The organism is Pseudomonas lurida (assembly GCF_013522705.1).
In the GTDB taxonomy this organism is placed as follows: domain Bacteria; phylum Pseudomonadota; class Gammaproteobacteria; order Pseudomonadales; family Pseudomonadaceae; genus Aquipseudomonas; species Aquipseudomonas quebecensis.
The window spans coordinates 149,415-171,696 of the sequence record NZ_JAAMRE010000004.1 but is presented as its reverse complement, the minus strand read 5'-3'; the positions used below and the strand labels follow the sequence as shown (position 1 = coordinate 171,696).

General features: G+C 61.6%; 17 protein-coding genes. 10 read left to right on the top strand and 7 right to left on the bottom strand.

The features are described 5' to 3' along the window. The first annotated feature begins 23 nt into the window (after positions 1-23). Together G7025_RS05435 and poxB are read left to right on the top strand one after the other, a co-directional pair. Positions 24-1,256, top strand: a complete 1,233-nt coding sequence (locus G7025_RS05435) for an NADH:flavin oxidoreductase/NADH oxidase family protein (protein ID WP_181077206.1) — start codon at positions 24-26, stop codon at positions 1,254-1,256. Positions 1,257-1,333: 77 nt separating this feature from the next. Further along, on the top strand, positions 1,334-3,058 hold the full coding sequence (poxB, locus tag G7025_RS05430; protein WP_181077204.1) for a ubiquinone-dependent pyruvate dehydrogenase: 1,725 nt from the start codon (positions 1,334-1,336) through the stop codon (positions 3,056-3,058). Between the two features lie 54 nt (positions 3,059-3,112). Here the strand turns inward: poxB and G7025_RS05425 are convergent, their stop codons facing one another. Further along, the gene (locus G7025_RS05425; protein ID WP_181077202.1) at positions 3,113-3,670 is read right to left on the bottom strand and encodes an NADPH-dependent FMN reductase; all 558 of its coding nucleotides are present in this window, start codon (positions 3,668-3,670) and stop codon (positions 3,113-3,115) included. 226 nt (positions 3,671-3,896) lie between these two features. Between G7025_RS05425 and G7025_RS05420 the strand changes: the two genes are divergently transcribed. Continuing rightward, positions 3,897-4,133 carry a hypothetical protein gene (locus tag G7025_RS05420; RefSeq protein WP_181077200.1) on the top strand — a complete coding sequence of 79 codons (237 nt, stop codon included), beginning with the start codon at positions 3,897-3,899 and terminating at the stop codon, positions 4,131-4,133. 61 nt (positions 4,134-4,194) lie between these two features. Here the strand turns inward: G7025_RS05420 and G7025_RS05415 are convergent, their stop codons facing one another. Then, positions 4,195-4,539, bottom strand: coding sequence for a hypothetical protein (locus tag G7025_RS05415; protein ID WP_181077198.1), 345 nt, complete (start codon positions 4,537-4,539; stop codon positions 4,195-4,197). 180 nt (positions 4,540-4,719) lie between these two features. On the opposite strand from G7025_RS05415, the gene G7025_RS05410 reads away from it, so the two are divergent. Both G7025_RS05410 and G7025_RS05405 read left to right on the top strand, forming a co-directional pair. Next, the gene (locus G7025_RS05410; protein WP_181077196.1) at positions 4,720-5,625 is read left to right on the top strand and encodes a LysR substrate-binding domain-containing protein; all 906 of its coding nucleotides are present in this window, start codon (positions 4,720-4,722) and stop codon (positions 5,623-5,625) included. Between the two features lie 138 nt (positions 5,626-5,763). Beyond that, the gene (locus tag G7025_RS05405; RefSeq protein WP_181077194.1) at positions 5,764-9,945 is read left to right on the top strand and encodes a glycosyltransferase; all 4,182 of its coding nucleotides are present in this window, start codon (positions 5,764-5,766) and stop codon (positions 9,943-9,945) included. A gap of 30 nt (positions 9,946-9,975) precedes the next feature. Here G7025_RS05405 and G7025_RS05400 read toward each other — a convergent pair whose 3' ends face one another. The 5 genes from G7025_RS05400 to G7025_RS05380 form a co-directional block, all read right to left on the bottom strand. Continuing rightward, positions 9,976-10,545 carry a GNAT family N-acetyltransferase gene (locus G7025_RS05400; RefSeq protein WP_181077351.1) on the bottom strand — a complete coding sequence of 190 codons (570 nt, stop codon included), beginning with the start codon at positions 10,543-10,545 and terminating at the stop codon, positions 9,976-9,978. 20 nt (positions 10,546-10,565) lie between these two features. Next, positions 10,566-12,821: an Orn/Lys/Arg family decarboxylase gene (locus tag G7025_RS05395; protein ID WP_181077192.1), complete on the bottom strand. Its 2,256-nt coding sequence runs from the start codon at positions 12,819-12,821 to the stop codon at positions 10,566-10,568. A gap of 118 nt (positions 12,822-12,939) precedes the next feature. After that, positions 12,940-13,680, bottom strand: a complete 741-nt coding sequence (dnaQ, locus tag G7025_RS05390; RefSeq protein ID WP_181077349.1) for a DNA polymerase III subunit epsilon — start codon at positions 13,678-13,680, stop codon at positions 12,940-12,942. Positions 13,681-13,750: 70 nt separating this feature from the next. Beyond that, entirely contained in the window at positions 13,751-14,203 is a 453-nt protein-coding gene (gene rnhA / locus G7025_RS05385) for a ribonuclease HI (protein WP_034097030.1), read from the bottom strand. A 30-nt stretch (positions 14,204-14,233) separates the two neighbouring features. Then, positions 14,234-14,992: a class I SAM-dependent methyltransferase gene (locus tag G7025_RS05380; protein ID WP_181077190.1), complete on the bottom strand. Its 759-nt coding sequence runs from the start codon at positions 14,990-14,992 to the stop codon at positions 14,234-14,236. A gap of 65 nt (positions 14,993-15,057) precedes the next feature. Between G7025_RS05380 and gloB the strand changes: the two genes are divergently transcribed. From gloB to G7025_RS05355, 5 genes are all read left to right on the top strand, one after another. Next, on the top strand, positions 15,058-15,825 hold the full coding sequence (gene gloB, locus G7025_RS05375) for a hydroxyacylglutathione hydrolase (protein WP_181077188.1): 768 nt from the start codon (positions 15,058-15,060) through the stop codon (positions 15,823-15,825). A 98-nt stretch (positions 15,826-15,923) separates the two neighbouring features. Next, the gene (locus G7025_RS05370; protein WP_181077186.1) at positions 15,924-17,336 is read left to right on the top strand and encodes a lytic transglycosylase domain-containing protein; all 1,413 of its coding nucleotides are present in this window, start codon (positions 15,924-15,926) and stop codon (positions 17,334-17,336) included. 210 nt (positions 17,337-17,546) lie between these two features. After that, positions 17,547-19,376, top strand: a complete 1,830-nt coding sequence (locus tag G7025_RS05365) for an extracellular solute-binding protein (RefSeq protein ID WP_181077184.1) — start codon at positions 17,547-17,549, stop codon at positions 19,374-19,376. Further along, positions 19,373-21,208 carry an extracellular solute-binding protein gene (locus G7025_RS05360; protein WP_181077182.1) on the top strand — a complete coding sequence of 612 codons (1,836 nt, stop codon included), beginning with the start codon at positions 19,373-19,375 and terminating at the stop codon, positions 21,206-21,208. The genes G7025_RS05365 and G7025_RS05360 overlap by 4 nt, the downstream gene beginning before the upstream one ends. Beyond that, positions 21,209-22,282, top strand: coding sequence for a microcin C ABC transporter permease YejB (locus tag G7025_RS05355; protein ID WP_181077181.1), 1,074 nt, complete (start codon positions 21,209-21,211; stop codon positions 22,280-22,282).

The following is a 22,282-nucleotide window of genomic DNA, read 5'->3' as shown; positions in this document are numbered from 1 at the left end:
CTCCCCCGCTCAGGAGTCAACCCATGTCACCGTTCGAACCCTTGCAACTGCCCAATGGCCAGATCATCGCCAACCGCATTGCCAAAGCCGCGATGGAAGAAAACATGGCCGACCTCAACCAAGCGCCCTCCCACGCACTCAAGCAACTGTACAAGGCCTGGGCTGACGGCGAGCCGGGCCTGTTGCTGACCGGCAACGTAATGATCGACCGCCGCGCCATGACCGGCCCCGGCGGCGTCGCGCTGGAAAACGAAGAGCACCTGGACAGCTTCCGCGAATGGGCCGAGGTCGCACGGGCCAAAGGTGTGCATTTCTGGGTTCAACTCAGCCATCCAGGCCGCCAGACCATGGCCAACCTCGGCCAGCAAGCCCTGGCGCCGTCGGCCATCGCGCTGGACCTTGGCAGTTTCTCAAAGATGTTCGCCACCCCTCGGGCCATGACCGAGGACGATATCCAGGACGTGATCCAACGCTTCGCCACCAGCGCGCGCCTGGCCGAAAAGGCCGGGTTCAGCGGCGTACAGATCCACGGCGCGCATGGCTACTTGATCAGCCAGTTTCTCTCGCCATTGAGCAACCACCGCACCGACCGCTGGGGCGGCTCCCTGGAAAACCGCGCACGCCTGCTGCTGGAAGTGATCCACGCCGTGCGCGCCAGTGTCAGCCCGTCGTTCTGCGTAGCAGTCAAGCTCAACTCGGCGGACTTCCAGCGCGGCGGCTTCGATGCAGCGGACGCACGCGCCGTGGTCGAGATGCTCAACCCGCTGCCCATCGATCTGCTCGAATTGTCCGGCGGCAGCTATGAAGCACCCGCCATGCAGGGCGACGCGCGGGACGGGCGGACCCTGGCGCGCGAAGCGTACTTTCTGGAATTTGCCAAGGAGCTGGCAAGCATCGCCACCATGCCGTTGATGGTGACGGGCGGTATTCGTCGCCTGCCCATCGTGCAGCAAGTGCTGGACAGCGGCATCGCCATGGCCGGCATCGCCACCGCGCTGACCCTGGAACCGCAATTGCTCAAGCACTGGCGCGAAGGCCGCGACCCCAACCCGCAACTCAAACCGATCCAATGGCGGCGCAAGCCGCTTGCCGCCCTCGCCACCCTGGCCGTGGTACGCGACCAGATGCGCCGCCTGAGCCGTGGTCGCCTGCCCAGGCCCAAGGTTGCGCCGTGCATGGCGCTGGTGCGCGATCAGTGGTTTATCGCTCGGCGTACCCGCCAGTACCGCGCCAGCATGACGCAATCTTCACATTAAAGGCGGAGCATTCGCCGTGATCGAACTGTCCCCTATTGATCAGCAGCTTTTAACCTCACTGACGATTGGAGTTCTTCATGGCGAAAATCAACCTGGCCCAGCAATTGGCGAGCACCCTGGAACAGGCGGGCATCAAGCGCATCTGGGGTTTGACCGGTGACAGCCTCAACGGGCTGACCGACGCGCTGCGCAGCATGGACAGCATTGAGTGGATGCACGTGCGCCACGAAGAAGTGGCCGCCTTCGCCGCCGGTGCCGAAGCGGCCGCCACCGGTGAGCTGACCGTGTGCGCCGGCAGTTGCGGGCCGGGCAACCTGCACTTGATCAATGGCTTGTTCGACTGCCATCGCAACCATGTGCCGGTACTGGCGATTGCCGCGCAGATTCCGTCGTCCGAGATCGGCCTGAATTACTTCCAGGAAACCCATCCCCAGGAGTTGTTCAAGGAATGCAGCCACTTTATCGAACTGGTCAGCAACCCTGCGCAAATGCCCCAGGTGCTGCACCGCGCCATGCGCTCGGCGATTCTCAATCGCGGCGTGGCCGTGGTGGTGATTCCGGGTGATGTGTCGCTGCTGGAAGTCGAAGACAAGCTTAAACCCTGGCCCGCCCTGCACGCGCCGCGCACCTTACCGGCGGAGCAGGACCTGCAACGCTTGGTCGAGATCCTGCAAAGCAGCCAGAAAGTCACCCTGCTGTGCGGCAGCGGCTGCGCCGGTGCTCATGACCAAGTCGTCGCCCTGGCTGACACCCTCGGCGCGCCCGTGGTGCACGCGTTGCGCGGCAAAGAGCATGTGGAGTGGGACAATCCGTTCGACGTGGGCATGACCGGCCTGATCGGCTTCAGCTCCGGTTACCACGCCATGCTCGACTGCGACACGCTGATCATGCTCGGCACCGACTTCCCGTATCGCCAGTTTTACCCCACCGACGCCACAATCATCCAGATCGATCGCGACCCCCAGGCACTCGGCCGACGCGCCACCCTTGACCTGGGCATCGCCGCCGACGTCAGTGAAACCCTGGACGCTCTGCTGCCGCGCCTGACCCGCAAGACCGACCGCAGCTTTCTCGATACGTCGCTCAAGCACTATGAAAAAGCCCGCCAGGGCCTGGACGACCTCGCACAGCCGTCGAAAGCCAATCGGCCGATTCACCCGCAGTACGTCGCACGCCTGCTCAGCGAGCTGGCGGACGAGGATGCGATCTTCACCGCCGACGTCGGTTCGCCCACCGTGTGGGCCGCGCGCTACTTGAAGATGAATGGCAAGCGCCGCCTGATCGGCTCGTTCAACCATGGCTCTATGGCCAATGCGATGCCGCAGGCGATCGGCGCACAGGCAGCGTTCCCTGGGCGCCAGGTGATCTCGATGTCCGGCGACGGTGGCTTTGCCATGCTGATGGGGGATTTCATCTCACTGGCGCAATTGAACCTGCCGGTCAAAGTCATCGTGTTCGATAACGCGTCGCTGGGGTTTGTCGCCATGGAGATGAAGGCGGCCGGTTACCTGGAGGCCGGCACCGAACTGAAAAACCCGGATTTCGCCGCCATGTCCAATGCCATGGGCATTCTCGGCATTCGCGTGGAGCAATCCGAAGACCTGGAGCCGGCCTTGCGCCGCGCCCTGGCCCATGATGGCCCGGTGCTGGTGGATGTGGTCACCGCGACCCAGGAACTGGTGATGCCGCCAAGCATCAAGCTGGAGCAGGCCAAAGGGTTCAGCCTGTACATGCTCAAGGCGGTGATGAGTGGCCGTGGCGATGAGGTGATCGAGTTGGCGAGGACTAACTGGTTGCGCTGAGCCAATACTGTGGGAGAGGGCTTGCCCCTCCCACATTGGATAACGAGGACCGATTCAGGCGCTCTGTTTTTCCACCCATTTGGCGTAGGCATCAATGAATGCCTGCAAAAACGGCCTGGTTTTCTCCGACACCTTCCCCGCCTCATCGAACACACTGCCCGCGCCGCCCAGATAGGCTTCCGGCTGCTGCATGCACCATACATCGAGGAATACCAGGGACTGGCGCAGGTGGTGGTTGGCGCCGAAGCCGCCAATCGCACCCGGCGACACGCTGATGATCGCCCCCGGCTTGGCGCTCCAGGCACTTTTGCCATAAGGGCGCGAGCCAACGTCAATCGCGTTTTTCAATGGGGCCGGTACGGAACGGTTGTATTCCGGGGTCACGAACAGCACCGCGTCGGATGAACTCACCTGCTGACGGAAAGTGCTGTAGGCTGCCGGCGGTGATGCACCGTCGATGTCCTCGTTGTAGAGCGGCAGATCGCCGATTTCCACGATGTTCAACTTCAGGTTGGCGGGGGCCAGGTCGGCCAGTGCCAGCGCGACTTTGCGGTTGATGGAGTCTTTTCTCAAGCTGCCCACCAGGACGGCGATCGTGTAGACCTTGCTCATTGAAGTTTCCCGACGTTGGACTAAGGAAGTTGTAGTTATAAAGTCTTCGCCGCCTGTTCACCAGCAGCATCTGAAGTTGCCCACGGGTTTGCCTTGCGCCTTCCCGCGTAGGAAACGTCTCAAAACGCCCTACGAATAGTATTTTTTTTCGGTAGGCAAACTACCCCGCTCAATGACGGTCTACACAACCGAAAATCGAGTGTTTATCTCCAGAGGTTCTAAACAGATGGCAGCAGTACTTGTCGGACAATTCCATGCCAGAGACGCAGAAGGACGCGTGTATTCGGTGCATGAATTCCAGGAATCCACCCCGGCGCACGGCGACCTGGCTGGCTCGGCCCCTACCACCACCTACAAGCTGGCCATTGGCGATCGTGTAGAAAAACTGGAAGGCGATGAATTCAAACTGATCCAGTCGGGAACGATTCTGGTCCGCGAGTCGCAGTCCACGCCCGCCTCCTGATATCTCGCCCGTTTCTGCCTGCTCAGTCCCGGCCATTGATGGCGTTGACTGGGCTGGGCGATCAGGGCCGGCGAATCTCCGTCACTTCGGCGCCCGCCTCCCCTTCGACCTGCTTAAGGGTCACCATCAGCCGCCCTCGCTCCCCTTCGACCGTGTACGTGGAACGCTTGTAGCCCGGCGCGCCATTGGCCGGATACGCCTGTATCTGCCGCACCAAGGCAATGCCCAGCACCGCACCCACCTGTTCGCCCACCTGCTCCTGGTCCCGAATGAAGGTTTCAAGGGCGAGGTTTTCCGGCAGGGATTCGTCGTGGGTATTGAAGAGATAGGCAGCCACGCACCCCACGGTCACCAACACCAGGAGTTGCTTGGCCGTTATCCCGAAAAAGCGCGAGGGAATTGGCATGTGAGACCCGACCTGTTTTTGTTGTAAGTGCCGTGGGCGGCTTTGGTCATCGATGTTCAGACGCGCCATTCTAGTGGGGCCATGGCCGAACGCCATAGGTGTGAGCGACCCGCGCAGTCTTTTTTGCGCATCGAGGTCGGTGCCATTGAAACCCCATCGCGCTGCACATAGACTCCGGCGATGCGTTTACGTCATATCGAAGTGATTCAGGCCATTTTGCAGACCGGACACCTCGGCACGGCCGCCGAGTGGTTGCAACTTCCCGTGGGCGACGTTGACGCGACGCTCAAGGATGCCGAGCAGCAACTGGGCTTCATGCTGTTCGCCAGTGTGCGCGGGCGTCTGCAGGCCACGCGCGAAACCCTGGAGCTGCAGGCGCAGATCGCGCCTGTCTACGAAGCACTCGAACCGCTGCAACGCCTGGCCGGCCGCCTCAAACATCACCATGCCCCGACACTGCGCGCGCTGTGCACCCCGCCTCTGGCCAACCACCTGCTGCCGCAGAGCATCGCCCTGCTGCGCCGTCGCTTTCAGGACACGCCGTGCAACCTGTCGAGCCAGCCGACCCGCGACATTGTCAGAAGCCTGCTGTTGCACGAGGCCGACGTAGGCCTGAGCCTGCACGACCCGGAACACCCGCAGATCCTCAGTACCGTGCTGGCCCAAGGCAAGCTGCAGCTGCTGGCGCCCCATGGCTGGCTCAAGCCGAAGCAGAAATACATCGCCCTGCAAGACCTGGCCGGCCAGTCCATGATCGGGTTGGAGGGTCATGACCCGCTGAGCCGCCTGCTGGATGCCAAGCTGCAGGCGTTACGCCCGTTACCGGTGGTGCAGACACGGGTGCAGACCTACCAGATGATGCGCAGCATGGTCGAGGCGGGAGAAGGGCTGGCGATTGTCGACCCATTCACCGCCCTTGGCGTGCGCGAGTCCGGCCTGGACGCGTGCCCGGTATCGCCGCCGATGCCCGTCATCCTTTACTCGCTGACCCTGAAAGACGCCGCACCCTCGCCGGCATTGAACGCTTTGCTGGAAATCATCACCCATAAAGCCCAGGCACTGCTGAGCGGTACGCCCGCAGCGTAATCCCCCGCCCGCCACCGCTGTTGTCGACACACCCCCTGACAGTCAGGCGGGAACCTGATCCCCGGCTTTTCGCACACAGTCGTTGACCTCGCCGCGCTTGCTTGCAGGCGACATTCGACTACCCAGGGACGGTTTCTCATGAACGCCATTCAACCTGCCACTCCCCCTCTTTCTCAATTGGCCCTGCCCCACCCTGAGCATCGTCCAGGCCCCCGTCCGCAAGCGCTCGGGAGTGCGACGGACACGTCGCCTGCTGACGAACTGGACAATCCGGCCGCGCTGAAAAAAGCCTTTGCCGAACGCTGCAACTGGCAGGCATTGGCGACGGTGCTGCGCGGGCTGTTGAAGGAAGCCGTCGACACCGGGCAGGGAGATCGACACCGCGATGTCGAGCAGTTGCTGAGCGGCCGTACCCTGTCGGTGTGTGAAGACTCGGATTACTACCAACAACACCCTCTGCCCCCCGCCCGCAGCGTCGTCGACCTTCGCACCTACCTCAACGGCAGCGGTTTACCCGTCCCGACCCGCATGGACGACCTGCTCGCGCTGTATCAGCTCGCGACCCGACACGCGCAGCCCCATCCCCTGGGCAACTTCAGCGGCGCGCTGTCATGGCCGTTGCCCCTGAACACGCACGATCGGCAAACCATCATCGACCTGCTCGATGAACCCGGCTCAACCCTGTCCGGATTGCCATTGGCCGCGCGCAATAAGGGGGTGCTGGGTTATCTGCTGGCAGACAGCGACCTGGCGAACATTGACTTGAAAAAAACCAGCAACGCAACCGAGGCGCTGCTGGGCTCGGCGAGGGCGCAGGCGCTGGGCAAGGTCATTCAATCCAGGTTGGGTGGCATTGCGACGCCTGCCAGCGTCAACGATTACCTGCTGGCGGCCATCCAACTGAGCCTGGACCCCGAATCCCTCGGCACCCCGGCGCGCAACAGCGTCGCCGGTTTTGACCTTGGGCAACGCCAGCATTGGGGCAAACCCGCCGTCGAGGTGATCGAACGCTTGAGCCGGCACCTGGTGGTGCACGGGCGCACCACGGCGGCAGCGGCCGACCTGGCGGCCCGCGTATTGCTGGCCCGCGTCGCCCCACAGCACCTGGTCAAGGACATCCCGCCGAGCGTGACTTACGGCAGTATCCCCTGGACCCAACTGACAATCGCGGCGGCCAGGCTGGAAGCGCAGTCGCCAGGGCGCGTGCTCACGATGAGTTACAGCGAAGTGCTGGCCGCCGCCGAGTCCGTCGATGTCGATCCGGCGCTCATCCAACGCATTCAACGCGACGCGCTGAATGATTGGGCGGCGGTCAACGGCCTGTTGAATACCGACCCGCCGCCCACGGACGCGCAAATCCGACAACGCTTTATCACCAGGCAGGAGCACCTGCAGGCCACGGCCATCGCCCTTGCAACGCCTGTTCCAGAGCGCGAAGCGATGGCGCTGGAGCTGCTCAGGGCGCAGTTTCCCGGGGTCGCCGACAGCGTTTTCAGGGCCCAAAGCCTCGTCAAGGCCAGCTTGCGCGAAGGCCGGCCCGCTCGCTTCCCCGGCGAGCACTCGATGCTGGACATCGTGATGCAGGGCGACACGGTGGTGCACGACAAGGCAGAACACTGGGTCACCAACGACCCGCAGATTCCCATCCAGGCGTTCTGCGACAAGTCCGCCAGCGGCAAGCTGACCGTAGCCGATGCGTTCACCGAGGGTTACAGGCAGGCCATCGCCACCCTGGAAAAAGGCCACGCGGGCCTGACCCGATACCTGATCTCGACACTGCCGCCGCAGGATCGACAAAACCTCGAGTACGGCGCACTCGAGTTCTTTCATACCCACGAATACAAGATAGGCCTGGACTTCTCGACCAAGACCCTGAGCAAACGAGGGCATACCCTCGATGTAAAGACCACGCGCAATGGCCAGGTCAATGTGTATCGCATTGACACGCGCGCCGGCACGATTACCCAACATAATTACCTGGCGACAAGGTACTCGCCGCCCTACGCCGGGCTGGAAACCAGACACGCCAGCACTTTGTATAAAACCGTGGCCTTCAAGCCGTTCGAGGATGAACACACCGAACACGCCAGAGAGGCGATCGCCGCTTCGGACACGCCACAGGTATTTGACTCGGCGCGCACCGACTACATCGCCAAGGTGTTCGCACGTTCCCTGGACCTGCATAACGACGACCTGCTCCACCATGCCAGAGGCATGAATTCCTACGACCTGAGCGCCGCCGGCGATGACGCCGTCGGCGAATTCCTACTTAACCTGATCCCCCTCAGGTCGGCCACGGTCAATTTCATACACGGCCATGTTGCCGATGGCCTGCTTGACCTTGGCCTGGATGCGATCGGCCTGGTCACCCTGGGAATCGGCAAGGCCGGCCAAGCGGGCAAGGCGTTTGCCAAAGGTGTGACAAGCGTGGCCGGCGCGACAAAAGCGGCGCGCTTCCTGGGCACGGTCGCGGCCGAGGCGCTCAACCCGTTGAGTGGCACGGGCGACCTGCTCAGGCGTACGGGGGCGCTGGTGCGCAGCGGCGCCAGCGTCGGACGGCAGGCTATCCATGCACTCAGGGGTGCCAGCGGCAGCTACGACATGCTCAAGGCGGCCGGCACGCAGCATGGCCTGGCGGCCGTAGGCAGCTACCGGGCGGGCGATCTGCACCTGGAAGGCGCAGCGGTGTTCCGCAAGGGTCAGTGGCATGCCTACGACGCAGTCAAGGGGTTGCCCTATGGCGCGCCGCTGGAGCGCTTTCAACCCGCTGTCGCGGCGACTGGCGCAGACGTCAGAGTCCTTCAATCGCCGTCACTGTTGGACTACGAGGTCAGGGTCGAGCCCGAGGGGCTGCGGGTCAAGGGCCTGCAGGCCAACGTCTACGCCGGCCCCGGCAATAAAGAGTACGTAAAAATCGACGGCAGGCTCTATCAATCCAGGCTCGAGGACGGCCAGCGCGTGATCCTGCATCCCACCGCAGGCAGCGCCTCGATTGCCGTCCGGGATTTGGGCGGCGCGGGCTGGGAACCCTCGGCCACCGCTCAGCGTCTACTCGGCGGGCAGCCGGACACGTTGCCCAAATGGAAGCTTGACCAGAACACCTACATCGTCCCGATAGACGACATAAAAATACGCACCAATTCTGCCAATCCGTACACCCTCAACTACAACGGCATCAATCATATCGTCAGCTTCGACGGCCAGGTCGGCGCATGGCGCGGAGGCGTCGATACGGACGGCAAAACACCCTTGTATTTCTGGCGAAGCGCAAAGAACAAGTGGCAACTGGGAACGCTCGCCAAAATGAAACAGGCCAGGCAGCTGGATGCCCACAGTTTCAGGTTTATCGACGCGCCGTCGCCGGCGGTATTGGAGGCGCCGAAAAACGTCAGAGCCATTCCCCGACAGGTCCACTATTTCTGGGCCGGTGGCGATATACCTGCGGCAATGGTGAGCAACATGGCCAAAAACGCCGAGAAGATGCCTGGCTTCACCAGCCTTGTGCACGTCGATGCCGACACCCCGGCGCAGTTTCAGGCGATCAAGCGCCGGTTGGCTGCGGATGCGCCGGGGCTCACCGTGGTAAACCTGCAGGAAGAAGGCTTTTTTCAATCTCTGCAAAACACCGACATGTATGCGTATTTCCGTCGCGGCCAAGGAAAGAACCTCGCCGCCGCGTCCGACGTAGCGCGCTATCCGATGATGAATACCTACGGTGGAATCTACCTGGACACCGATGACCTGATCCAGGGTGCGGTGGGCCTACCGGGCCTGACTGCCGGAGACTCGGACGTGATGGTCAGCCGGCCGGTGACCCATAAGCTGAGCCACTACCGACCGTTCTTCAATACCAGCAACTTCGCCACCCAAGCGGACAACCCGGTCATCGCTGAAATGATCGCCGAGATGAATCGCCGCTTTACCCTGAACAAAACCTACTTCGAGACCAGCCGCCCGACCACCACCCGGAACGCCAGCGGTACCGTCGACTACACCCCGGAGTTTCTGGCGTATGAAGGCAGGATTTTTGAAACTGTCGGCCCCACGCTGTTTGACGACGTACTGAAGTCCCGACGTCCCGACATTTATGACATTGGTTTCGATGGCGTGAACAAGGAGACCCAGCAGATCAATGGCCGGCTTCAACCGGGCAAGGTGTTCGACCTGGAAAACCACATCCTTGAGTACTACGCGAGCAAAGGCATCAGCGCGCCTGAAGGGCTTCAACAGCGCATACAAGCGGCCAGGCAACACTACCTGACGTTCCGTGAGCAGCTGCAGATCAAGGTCGGTGGAGCGCATTCATGGATCGATTCGTGACTGCTCCGGGGCTTGAAGACGGGAGCGGGCTCAGCTCGCGTCCCGTTCGGTCTTGAACAACCGGTACCAGAAAATCGCCACTTCGCGGGTCTGCGGATCGATGCCGCGATAGCGCAGGTGGTCGATTCCACCCATGACATAACCGCAGCGTTCATACAGGCGGCAGGCGCCGAGGTTGTTGTTCTGGGTTTCGAGCATCATGCCCGGCAGGCTTTTCTTGCGGCTCCAAAACTGCGCGACATCCAGCAGCGCCTTGGCCACCCCGTGTCGACGCGCATGCAAGGCCACCGCCAGCTCGTCGACATGGGCAAAGCCGTTCCAATTGGTGCTCACTACAATGTGCCCTACCGGCTCATCGTCCAGATAGGCCATGAAAATTGCACTGTCGGGAGCATCGCGGAAACTGGCGAACTCTTCCGGGTCGATGCCGTAGCACTTGCGATACGGCAGGATGCGCTCCACCGACCATTGGTCCACGCGTTTGCCCATCTCCGGTATGCCGTAGGCGCTGACCTCGAAACTGAAGTCATTGCCCCACACATACGCATCAAAACCTGCGTCGGCGACCCGCACACTGAGCCCTGGGTACTTCGGGTTCATTACAGCTTGCATAACCATCCTTAACCCTTGATGCAATCGACGGTGTAACAACGACCACTGCCGTCGTCTTCGTGTTGTAACCCGTGAACATCCGCGACAAAACCTGGGAAGCTGCTATCGAATGTTCGAGCAAAAGCCAGATAGTCGATGATAGAACGCGTCGACTCGGTGAAACGCTCGCCCGGCATGATCAACGGAATGCCCGGCGGATAAGGCACCAGCATCACGGCTGCAACGCGCCCTGGCAAGGCATCGATGGAAACGGCCTCGACTTCGCCCCGTACCAATTGGTCGTAGGCGTCGGCCGGTTTCATGGCGATTTCCGGCAACACCGTGTACATGCGCTTGAGGTGCCTGGCCGTGGCGTTGCTGCGGTAGCAACTGTGCAGTTGATTGCAGAGGTCGCGCAACCCCAGGCCCTGATAACGCACCGGCCCCTGGGCAAATACCGAGGGCAGGCAACTGGCCAGGCTGACATTGGCGTCGTAGTTGCGCTTGAACTCCAAAAGCTCGGTGAGCAAGGTACTCCATTTGCCTTTGGTGATGCCCATGGAAAACAGCACAAGAAAGGAATACAGCCCGGTCTTCTCCACCACCAGCCCACGCTCCCAAAGGAACTTGCTGACCACCGCGGCGGGAATCCCGCAGTCGCTCAACGCGCCGCCGGCCGAGAGGCCGGGCATGACCAGGGTGACTTTGATCGGGTCAAGCAGTACGTAGTCTTCGGCCACGTCGCCAAACCCATGCCAGTCATCCTGCGGGTGCAGCAGCCAATCCGCCGTGGCAACACGGTCGATGCCGGCCACCGACGGCGGCTGCCAGATGGAAAACCACCAGTCTTCTGCAGGCAGATGCTGGCGCAGGTTGGCCAGGGCGCGACGAAAGCTCAGGGCTTCGTCGAACATTTCCTGCAGCAGCGAGCGACCGGCAGGGCCTTCCATCATGGCCGAGGCGACGTCCAGCGAGGCGATAATGCTGTATTGCGGCGAGGTGGAGATATGCATCATGAACGCTTCATTGAAACGGTCACGGTCCAGTTGCCGGGCACCACCGTCCTGCACGTGGATCATCGATGCCTGGCTGAACGCCGCCAGCAGCTTGTGGGTTGAATGGGTACTGAACACCAGGGGGCTGTCTTTGGTGCGAGAGGTGCCCATGCCATAACGCCCGGCGAAAAACTCGTGAAACGCCGCATAGGCGTACCAGGCTTCGTCAAAATGCAGCACCTCGACGCTGCTGCCCAGTTGTTGTTTGATCAGCTCAGCGTTGTAGCACAGGCCGTCGTAGGTGGAATTGGTGACCACCGCCAGCTTCACCTTGGCGGGCCTGCCACGGGTCAACGGGCTGGCATCGATCTTGGCGCGGATCGACTCGGGGCTGAACTCGCTGAGTGGAATCGGGCCGATGATCCCCAGCTCATTGCGTTCCGGGCACAGGTACAACGGGATGGCGCCGGTCATGATGATCGAATGCAACACTGACTTGTGGCAGTTGCGATCCACCAGGACCAGGTCATCGCGCCCCACCATGGAATGCCAGACGATCTTGTTGGCGGTGGAGGTGCCGTTGATCACAAAAAAGGTATGGTCGGCGCCAAAATTGCGCGCGGCGCGGGCCTCGGCTTCGGCCAGCGGGCCGGTATGGTCGAGCAGCGAGCCCAGTTCGGGTACCGAGACCGACAGGTCCGAGCGCAGGGTGTTTTCCCCGAAAAATTGATGGAACGCTTGCCCGACCGGGCTTTTACGATAAGCCACGCCGCCGCCATGACCAGGGGTGTGCCAGGAATAGTTGGAATCGGCGGTGTGTTGTACCAGGGCCTTGAAGAACGGCGGCAACAGGCCATCCAGGTACGTGCGCGCCGCGCGGGCCACCTGGCGGGCCAGAAACGGCACGGTGTCTTCGAACAGGTAAAGAATGCCGCGCAGTTGGTTGAGTTCGCTCATGGCATCGGCCGGGGCGTTCTCCAGGGTGACCTGCTCGCCCAGGGCGAAGATCGGCAGGTTCGGCGCGCGCAGCCGTGCCAGGCGGATCAGTTCCACCATATTTTGCAGCAGGTGAGTGTTTTCTCCGGCACCCTCGGCGGCGATCAGCATGCACGCCAGGCCGTGATGGGTAGACGCCACCAGCCGGCCTTCGGCGTAGTCCACGGCGGAGAAAATACTGAAGCCCTCCTGTTCCAACTCCTGGGCGATTCCCCTGACCCGGTCACCGGCAACGGTGTCGGCCTTGATGTCGCGGTGCACGATAAGGATGGGGAACTTCAGGTCTTTGTACATGAGGGCTTGTAGTCCTGAGGGCTATGCACTCAAGGGTAGAAGCTGGGAGCGGATGTGGCGAATGAAGATTTTGGCGGCCAGGGCGATCAACAGTGGAAGGGAGCGAGCCCCTCCCGCATTACTGTTGGGTCAGCTGGGTCCACAACGCGGGCGCACCCGCCGACTTGGCAATCGCTTCCAGCCGTGCCGCATGCTCGGCCAGGTCCTGCTCGCTGGCGCGGATAATGGTCGTGGGTCTGCGGTCGGCCGGCAGGCGGCGGATTTCCGAAGCGCGATTGCCCGAGCCTTCGGCCGAGCCGGCGCCATCGGACGCATTACCGGCCAGGGACAGGCTGGTTTGCCCGCCGGTCATGGTCAGGTAAACGTCGGCGAGAATCTCGGAGTCAAGCAAGGCGCCGTGGAGTTCACGGCCGGAGTTGTCGACGCCATAGCGTTTGCACAAGGCATCGAGGCTGTTGCGCTGGCCCGGGTGACGCTCGCGCGCCATCATCAGGGTGTCGAGGATCGAGCAGTGCTTGGAGATATCAGCGCGGTCGGTCTGCCCCATCAGGGCGAATTCGTTGTTGATGAAGCCGACGTCGAACGCCGCGTTGTGGATGATCAGTTGGGCGCCGTTGATGAACTCGAAGAACTCATCGGCCACTTCGGCGAAACGCGGCTTGCCCTTGAGAAATTCGTCGGTAATACCGTGAACGGCAATCGCGCCTTCATCGCTGTCACGGTCCGGTTGCAGGTACACGTGGAAGTGACGGCCGGTGAGGCGGCGACCCATGAGTTCGACGCAGCCGATTTCAATGATCCGGTGACCATCGGTCACCGGCATGCCGGTGGTTTCGGTATCGAGTACAACGGATCGGATGGCCATCAGGGTTCAGCTCTCAACGGTGTGGTGTAGTTCAAAGCGCGCGATCTTAACACGTCGCCCGGCATCAGCCCTGCTTGTAGCCGCGCACTTCGTCGACGCCACGGTTGGCCAATTGATCGGCGCGTTCGTTGCCAGGGTGGCCGATGTGACCGCGCACCCACTTCCAGGTGATGTCATGGCGATTGCATTGCTCATCGAGCAATTGCCACAGGTCGGCGTTTTTAACCGGTTCCTTGGCCGCGGTTTTCCAGCCGCGCTTCTTCCAGTTGACCATCCACTCGTTGATGCCCTTCATCACGTATTGAGAGTCGGTCACCAGCAGTACGTTGCAACGGCGCTTGAGCTCTTCCAGGCCGCGTATTGCGCCCATCAGCTCCATGCGATTGTTGGTGGTGTTGGCTTCGCCGCCCCACAATTCCTTCTCGACGCCCTTGCACACCAGCAAGGCGCCCCAGCCGCCAGGGCCCGGGTTGCCTTTGCAGGCGCCATCGGTGAAGAGTTCTACGCTATCGGTCATCGGTTGCTCGGTCTGAAATCAAAAGAAGTTTTACGCTTGGCTTTGCTTGCGGTTGACCTTGGCCATCGGCATCGGCACCAGCTTGCCGATGGGTTCGCGGCGCGCCTGGCGTACCGGTCGCAACCCGACGGCGATCTTGCGCGCCACCAATAGATAGAAGCCGCCGCCCGACAGTTGCCAGGCACCCGCCCTGCGCTCCCAACCCGCCAGGCGCGTCTGCCATTTGGCCGAGGCAAGCGGCGGACGATAGCACCCGAAGCGGCGTTTCTCCAGCGCAAAGCCCAGCAGGTTCAGCCAGTCCCCCACTCGCGACGGCGCGATGCAGCGCGCCTGGCGCAGGCCGTCGTGGGCGAATACATGACGCAGGCCCCAACTGCTCCAGGGGTTGATCCCGACAATCAGCAAATGGCCACCCGGGCGCACGCTGCTGGCCGCTTCACGCAGCAGACCATGGGGCGACAGGCAGAAATCCAGGCCGTGCTGCAGCACCACCACATCGGCAGCGTGCTCGCTCAACGGCCACGCCTGCTCCTCGCACACGATCTCCACCCCGGGCAACGGTGCGCCCAGGCGCACATTGCGCTGCACTTGCGGCGCGGCGGGCGGCGTCTGGGCCGACGGCCCGTAATGCACCAGGTAACCACCGAAGAACCGGCCCAGCTCGTCTTCGAGCATGCGCCGCTCTTCGTCCAGCAGAAATTGCCCGATCGGCCCGGACAACCATTCGCGGGCTGCACCGATCAAGGCCAGCCACTCGGGATCGGCCTGGGCGAACGCTTTATCAGTCATTGCATTCTCCAACTCGCCTGGACGTTCTAAGATGCACCAATGTGTTCAGCTTGGCGAATCGAAGAATGATACAGATCAGTGCCCTGCCCGCCTTCACCGATAACTACATCTGGTTGTTACAAGACCCGGATACCCAGCGTTGCGCCGTGGTCGATCCCGGCGATGCCGCGCCGGTGCTGGCCTGGCTCAGGCAAAACCCGGAATGGAGCCTCAGCGACATTCTCATCACGCATCACCACCACGACCATGTCGGCGGTGTCGAGCAGTTGAAAAGTGCAACGAACGCCAAGGTCTACGGGCCGGCGGACGAAACCATCCCAGGCCGGGACGTCGCCCTCAAGGACAATGCCCGCATCACCGCGCTGGGCCTGGATTTCGATGTATACACCGTACCCGGCCACACGCTCGGCCATATCGCCTACTACCATCGGGGCATGCTGTTCTGCGGCGATACCCTGTTTGCCGCCGGCTGCGGCCGCCTGTTCGAAGGCACGCCCGAGCAGATGCACGCCTCGCTGCAGCGCCTGGCCGCCCTGCCCGATGACACGCAGGTGTATTGCACCCACGAATACACCCAAAGCAATCTCACATTCGCCCAGGCGGTAGAGCCGCACAACGCCGACATTGCCGAACGGGTGGAAGAGGTCCGCCAACGGCGCGCCCGCGGCGAGATGACGCTGCCGTCCAACCTGGCCCTGGAAAAGCGCACCAATCCGTTTCTGCGCACCGCTGAAACATCCGTTAAACAAAAAGCGGACGAACGGAACGGACGCGACAACCGCTCTGGGGCCGAGGTATTTGCCAGCCTGAGGGCATGGAAAGATAAGTTCTAAGTCGATGCAATCTGATACGCAATTTCTGAATGGTTGACCGCAACCCAAGTGCTTTCTAGAATCGCCCGACATTTTTGCCCGGAACTTACTTCCAGCCAATGTCGTCATCTATTCGTAAATCCAACCATTCAGACGCATTGACCCGCCTGGCTCAAGCTGTGGCGGTGGCTGTGTCCGCCACATTGGCGGGCTGCCAATCGACGAATTACGCCGCACAATCCACCGTGCAACCCAAACCCAACCTTGCCGCCAAGATCAAGCAAAAGCCCATCTGGCTCTCCGAGAAACCCAGCCCCGAAGTGCCCCAGGACGTGTGGGAACGCATGCGCCGGGGCTTTCAATTGCAGGAAGGCCTGGGCGTCAACCCGCGCATCGAGCAACAGCGCCTGTGGTTCGCCAGCAACCCCTCCTTTCTCGAAAGCGCCGGCGAACGCGGCAGCCTCTACATTCATTACATCGTCGAACGTCTTGAAGAACGCAACATGCCGCTGGAGCTGGCGTTGCTGCCGGTGATCGAAAGTGCCTACAACCCGATGGCCTACTCGCGCAGCGATGCTGTCGGCCTGTGGCAGTTCATTCCCTCCACCGGGCGCTACTTCAACCTGCGCCAGACCCGCGCCTACGATGGCCGCCGGGACATCACCGCCTCCACCACCGCCGCCCTGGACTACCTGACCCGCCTGCACGACATGTTCAACGGCGACTGGCTACTGGCCCTGGCCGCCTACAACGCCGGCGAAGGCACCGTCAGCCGGGCCATCGAGCGCAACGAGAAGCTCGGCCTGCCCACGGACTACTGGAACCTGCCCCTGCCCCAGGAAACCAAGGACTACGTGCCCAAGTTCCTGGCACTGTCCCAAGTGGTACTGGCGCCCGAGGCGTATGGCGTCAACCTGAACCCGATTGCCAACACACCGTATTTCGAAGTGGTGGAAGTCAAGCAGAGCATGGACCTGTCCCGGGTCGCCGCCCTGGCTGAAATCGACGAAGACGAACTGTTCCAGCTCAACCCGGCACTCAAGCAACGCACCACCCTCGACGGCCCGCAGCATCTGTTGGTGCCAAGTTCCAAGGCACAACTGCTCACCAGCACCCTGTCGACGATGAAGCCTGAAGAATTGCTGGCGATGCGCCCGAAAAAGCAGGTATTCGACGAAGTTGAAACCGCACGTGTGGCCGGGCGTACCCGCAGCTACAAGGTCCGCAGCGGCGACAACCTGACGCTGATCGCCAAGGCCAACAAGGTCGACGTGCATGACCTGCAGCGCTGGAACCAGCTCAACGGTCAGGCGCTCAAAGTCGGCCAGACCCTGGTGATGCAGGACACGCGCAAGGTGGTGGCCAAGGCCGACAGCAAAAAGCCGGTGCAGTACAAGGTCAAGAAAGGCGACTCTCTGTACATCGTCGCCAAGCGCTTCAACGTCGAGATGCAACATCTCAAGCGCTGGAACCCACGCACCGGCCAGGCGCTGAAGCCAGGCCAAATGCTGGTGGTGTCTGGGCCGCGCTAACGCCTGAAGAACGCCGCAGAACCCATGTGGGAGGGGGCTTGCCCCCGATGGCAGTGTGCCAGTCACCGGATTCACTGGCTGACACACCAACATCGGGGGCAAGCCCCCTCCCACATTGCTCTCCAGTGTTTGCGACTGTCTTTTTCCAACCGGAACAAGCTGTTACTGTACCGATCATAAAGCCCAAGCCGCCTGGATCGGATCTCTGACTTGAAGCGTCCCCTCCTTCTACTAATAAGTCTGGCCTTGAGCTTTGCTGCCAACGCGACGATTACCGAAAGCCACGGTTACGCGCAGTTCGGCACGCTCAAGTACCCGGCCAAATTCACCCACTTCGACTGGGTAAACCCTGCGGCGCCCAAAGGCGGCACCCTGCGGGTGATGGGGTTTGGCACCTTCGATACGCTCAATCCCTACACGTTCAAGGGCTCAAGCCCGGTTTCCACGCCCAATTTCTCGCAATATGGTATCAATGAGCTCAACGAGCCGTTGATGGTCGGCACCGGCCAATACGCGCCGTCCGGCGATGAACCCACTTCCAGCTATGGCCTGATTGCGCAATCGGTGGAGTACAGCGAGGACCGCAGCTGGGTGGTGTTCAATCTGCGCCCGGAAGCACGTTTCCATGACGGCAAACCGATCACCGCCGATGACGTGGCGTTTTCCTATCGCACACTGCTCACCGAGGGCCATCCGCAATACCGCACCAATCTGCAGGAAGTTGCGCGGGTGGATGTGCTCAACCCTCACCGAATCCGCTTTGTGTTCAAGCGCGCGGGCAACCCGTTGCTGATCCTGCGCCTGGGCGAGCTGCCGGTGTTGCCGCAGCATTACTGGAAGAACCGCGACTTCAAGGCCACCACCTTCGAACCCCCGCTGGGCAGCGGGCCGTACCGTATCAGCAAGGTTACGCCAGGCCGGCAACTGGTGTTCGAACGGGTCAAGGATTACTGGGGCAAGGACCTACCGGTTAACCGGGGCTTCTACAACTATGACAAGGTCGACGTGGAGTTCTACCGCGACAGCGATGTCGCCTTCGAAGCGTTCAAGGCCGGCGAGTTCGACATCTATATCGAGCACCAGGCCAAGAACTGGTCCAATGGCTACACCTTCCCGGCGGTCAACCGCGGCGACGTGATCAAGGCGCAGATCGCCCACCAGATCCCGACCCAGAGCCAGGGTCTGTTCATGAACACACGACGCCCGACCTTCAGCCAGGTCAAGGTACGTGAAGCCCTGGGGATGATGTTCGACTTCGAGTGGACCAACCGCACCCTGTTCAGCGGCGCCTACAAACGCACCTTGAGCTACTACCCCAACAGCGAGTTCGCAGCGACTGGCGTGCCGGTGGGTCATGAATGGCTGATGCTCTCGCCCTACCGCGAACAGTTGCCAGCCAGTCTGTTTACTCAGCCCTTCAGCCTGCCCCAGACCGATGGGCGCGGCATCCCCCGCGAGACCTTGCGGCGTGCCCTGGCGTTGCTGGGCGAGGCCGGCTGGAAACTGTCCGGCCAACGCCTGCTCAACAAGGAGGGGCAGCCGCTGCGTTTCGAGATTCTGCTGGTCAACCCGAACCTGGAACGGATTCTGCAACCTTATATCGAGAACCTGATCAGCATCGGCGTCGATGCGCACCTGCGTACCGTCGACCGCGCCCAGTATAAGCAGCGCCTGGATCAGTTCGACTTCGACATGATCCTCATCACCCTCAACCAGACCTTGAGCCCCGGCCTGGAACAGTGGCAGTACTTCCACTCCAGCCAGGCCGCGATCAAGGGCAGCAAGAACTACGCCGGCATCGCCAACCCTGTGGTCGACCACCTGCTGGAACAACTGCTGGCGGCGCAGACCCGCGACGAACAATTGGCCGCCGGCCGCGCCCTGGACCGGGTGCTGCTGTGGCAGCACTACAGCATTCCCAACTGGTACCTCAACTATCATCGCCTGGCCTACCGCAACCGGTTCGCCTTTGTCACCACGCCGCCCTACAGCCTGGGCCTGAGCGCGTGGTGGCTGAAAGCTTCGGAGAAAGCCCAATGATGTACTTGCGTACTGCACTCGCCAGCCTGTTGCTGTGCACCGCAGCCCATGCCGCGCCGCAACATGCGCTGACTCTGTACAACGAGCCGCCGAAATACCCGGCGGACTTCAAGCACACCGATTACGTCAACCCCGACGCCCCCAAGGGCGGCACGTTCCGCGAATCGAGCCTGTCCGGTTTTGACAGTTTCAACCCGTTTATCAGCAAAGGCGTGCCCGCCGACAATATCGGGCTGATCTACGACACCCTGGCCACCCAGAGCCTGGACGAGCCCTTCACTGAGTACGGCCTGGTGGCCGGCAAAATCGAAAAGGCCCCGGACAACAGCTGGGTGCGCTTCTACCTGCGCCCCGAGGCACGTTTCCACGACGGCCACCCCATGCGCGCCGACGACGTGGTGTTCAGTTTCCAGACCTTGATCAAGGACGGCACCCCGCTCTACCGCACTTACTATGCCGATGTCGACGAAGTGATCGCCGAGGACCCGCTGCGGGTACTGTTCAAGTTCAAGCGCACCAATAACCGCGAACTGCCACTGATCCTCGGCCAGTTGCCGGTATTGCCCAAGCACTGGTGGGCCACGCGGGACTTCAACAAAGGCAACCTGGAGTTCCCCCTCGGCAGCGGCCCCTACAAAGTGGCGGAGGTCAACGCCGGACGCTCGGTACGCTATGAGCGCGTCAAGGACTACTGGGGTAAAGACCTGCCGATCAACAAGGGCCTGTACAACTTCGACCAACGCGTCACTGACTATTACCGCGATGCGACGGTGGCCCTGGAGGCGCTCAAGGCCGGGCAATTCGACTATTGGTCGGAGTTCAGCGCGAAGAACTGGGCCAACGCCTACAACGTGCCCGCCGTGGCGCAAGGCCGCCTGATCAAGGAAGAAATCCCCAACGGCAACCCCACCGGCATGCAGGGCTTCGTGTTCAACACACGCAAGCCGATGTTCCAGGATGTGCGAGTGCGCAAGGCCATCAGCCTGCTGCTGGACTTTGAATGGAGCAACAAGCAGCTGTTCAACGGCGCCTACACGCGCACCCGCAGCTATTTCGAAAACTCCGACATGGCTGCCACCGGCCTGCCCGGCCCCGACGAATTGAAAATTCTCGAACCGCTGCGCGATAAAATCCCGCCGCAGGTGTTTACCGAAGCGTTCGAACCGGCCAGAACCGACGGCAGCGGGATGATTCGCGCCCAGCAGCGCGAGGCCTACCAACTCTTGCAGGAGGCCGGCTGGAAAATCGTCGACGACAAGATGGTCGACACCACCGGCAAACCGGTGACCATCGAATTCCTGTTGGCCCAGACCGAGTTCGAACGCATCCTGCTGCCGTTCAAGCGCAACCTGGCCGACCTGGGTATCGACCTGGTGATTCGCCGAGTGGACGTGTCGCAGTTCGTCACCCGCCTGCGTTCGCGGGACTTCGACATGCTGGTGGGCAGTTTTCCGCAATCCTCGTCGCCAGGTAACGAGCAGCGCGAGTTCTGGAAATCCACCAGTGCCGACAAGCCGGGCAGCCGCAATTACATGGGCCTCAAAGACCCGGCGGTCGACGAATTGGTGGAGGCGCTGATCGATTCCGACTCCCGTGACAGCCTGATCGCTCACGCCAGGGCACTGGACCGAGTGCTGCAATTTGGCTACTACGTGATTCCAAACTGGCACATCAAGACGTTCCGCGTGGCCTATTGGAACCACCTCGGTCATCCCAAAGTGTCGCCGCTGTACGATGTTGGCGTATCCACCTGGTGGAGCAAGCCCAACGTACCCCCCGCCGTGCCATCGGTCCCCCAGACGAGCGCCGAAGCGGCGAGCGGAGGCAATTGAATGCTGGCCTATATCATTCGCCGCCTGCTGTTGATTATCCCGACGCTGTTCGGGATCCTGCTGATCAACTTCGTCATTATCCAGGCCGCCCCCGGAGGCCCGGTGGAGCAGATGATCGCCAAGCTCGAAGGCTTTGAGGGCGCCACCAGCCGGATCGCCGGCGGCGGCGCCGAGGTCGCGGTAGCCGGCTCCAGTTACCGTGGCGCCCAGGGTCTGGACCCGGCGCTGATCAAGGAAATCGAGAAGATGTACGGCTTCGACAAGTCGGCGCCGGAACGCTTGTGGATCATGATCAAGAACTACGCGCGCCTGGATTTCGGCGACAGCTTCTTCCGGGACGCCAAGGTCATCGATCTGATCAAGGAAAAAATGCCGGTGTCCATCTCCCTCGGGCTATGGAGCACGCTGATCATGTACCTGGTATCGATCCCACTGGGGATCGCCAAGGCCACGCGGCACGGCAGCCATTTCGACGTGTGGACCAGCTCGGCGATCATCGTCGGCTATGCGATCCCGGCGTTCCTGTTTGCGATCCTGCTGATCGTGGTGTTCGCCGGCGGCAGCTATTTCGACTGGTTCCCGCTGCGTGGCCTTACCTCCAACAACTTTGACGAGTTGAGCTGGGGCGGCAAGATCCTCGATTATTTCTGGCACCTGGCATTGCCGATCACGGCGCTGGTGATCGGTAACTTTGCCACCATGACCCTGCTCACCAAAAACAGCTTTCTCGACGAGATCAACAAGCAGTACGTGATCACCGCCAAGGCCAAGGGCCTGACCAACCACCGCGTGCTCTATGGCCATGTATTTCGCAACGCGATGCTGCTGGTGATCGCCGGTTTCCCCTCGGCGTTCATCGGGATTTTCTTCACCGGCTCGTTGCTGGTGGAGGTGATTTTCTCCCTGGACGGCCTGGGCCTGATGAGTTTCGAAGCGGCGATCAACCGCGATTACCCGGTGGTATTCGGCACGCTGTTTATTTTCACCCTGCTGGGGCTGATCGTGAAACTGATCGGTGACCTCACCTACACCCTGGTCGATCCGCGCATCGACTTTGCCAGCCGGGAGCATTGA

What these genes read in the sequence shown, in the direction of transcription:
- G7025_RS05435 (WP_181077206.1), top strand. Translation starts at nt 24, where the DNA reads ATGTCACCGTTCGAACCCTTGCAACTGCCCAATGGCCAGATCATCGCC.
- poxB (WP_181077204.1), top strand. Translation starts at nt 1,334, where the DNA reads ATGGCGAAAATCAACCTGGCCCAGCAATTGGCGAGCACCCTGGAACAG.
- G7025_RS05425 (WP_181077202.1), bottom strand. Translation starts at nt 3,670, where the DNA reads ATGAGCAAGGTCTACACGATCGCCGTCCTGGTGGGCAGCTTGAGAAAA.
- G7025_RS05420 (WP_181077200.1), top strand. Translation starts at nt 3,897, where the DNA reads ATGGCAGCAGTACTTGTCGGACAATTCCATGCCAGAGACGCAGAAGGA.
- G7025_RS05415 (WP_181077198.1), bottom strand. Translation starts at nt 4,539, where the DNA reads ATGCCAATTCCCTCGCGCTTTTTCGGGATAACGGCCAAGCAACTCCTG.
- G7025_RS05410 (WP_181077196.1), top strand. Translation starts at nt 4,720, where the DNA reads ATGCGTTTACGTCATATCGAAGTGATTCAGGCCATTTTGCAGACCGGA.
- G7025_RS05405 (WP_181077194.1), top strand. Translation starts at nt 5,764, where the DNA reads ATGAACGCCATTCAACCTGCCACTCCCCCTCTTTCTCAATTGGCCCTG.
- G7025_RS05400 (WP_181077351.1), bottom strand. Translation starts at nt 10,545, where the DNA reads ATGAACCCGAAGTACCCAGGGCTCAGTGTGCGGGTCGCCGACGCAGGT.
- G7025_RS05395 (WP_181077192.1), bottom strand. Translation starts at nt 12,821, where the DNA reads ATGTACAAAGACCTGAAGTTCCCCATCCTTATCGTGCACCGCGACATC.
- rnhA (WP_034097030.1), bottom strand. Translation starts at nt 14,203, where the DNA reads ATGACCGATAGCGTAGAACTCTTCACCGATGGCGCCTGCAAAGGCAAC.
- G7025_RS05380 (WP_181077190.1), bottom strand. Translation starts at nt 14,992, where the DNA reads ATGACTGATAAAGCGTTCGCCCAGGCCGATCCCGAGTGGCTGGCCTTG.
- gloB (WP_181077188.1), top strand. Translation starts at nt 15,058, where the DNA reads ATGATACAGATCAGTGCCCTGCCCGCCTTCACCGATAACTACATCTGG.
- G7025_RS05370 (WP_181077186.1), top strand. Translation starts at nt 15,924, where the DNA reads ATGTCGTCATCTATTCGTAAATCCAACCATTCAGACGCATTGACCCGC.
- G7025_RS05360 (WP_181077182.1), top strand. Translation starts at nt 19,373, where the DNA reads ATGATGTACTTGCGTACTGCACTCGCCAGCCTGTTGCTGTGCACCGCA.
- G7025_RS05355 (WP_181077181.1), top strand. Translation starts at nt 21,209, where the DNA reads ATGCTGGCCTATATCATTCGCCGCCTGCTGTTGATTATCCCGACGCTG.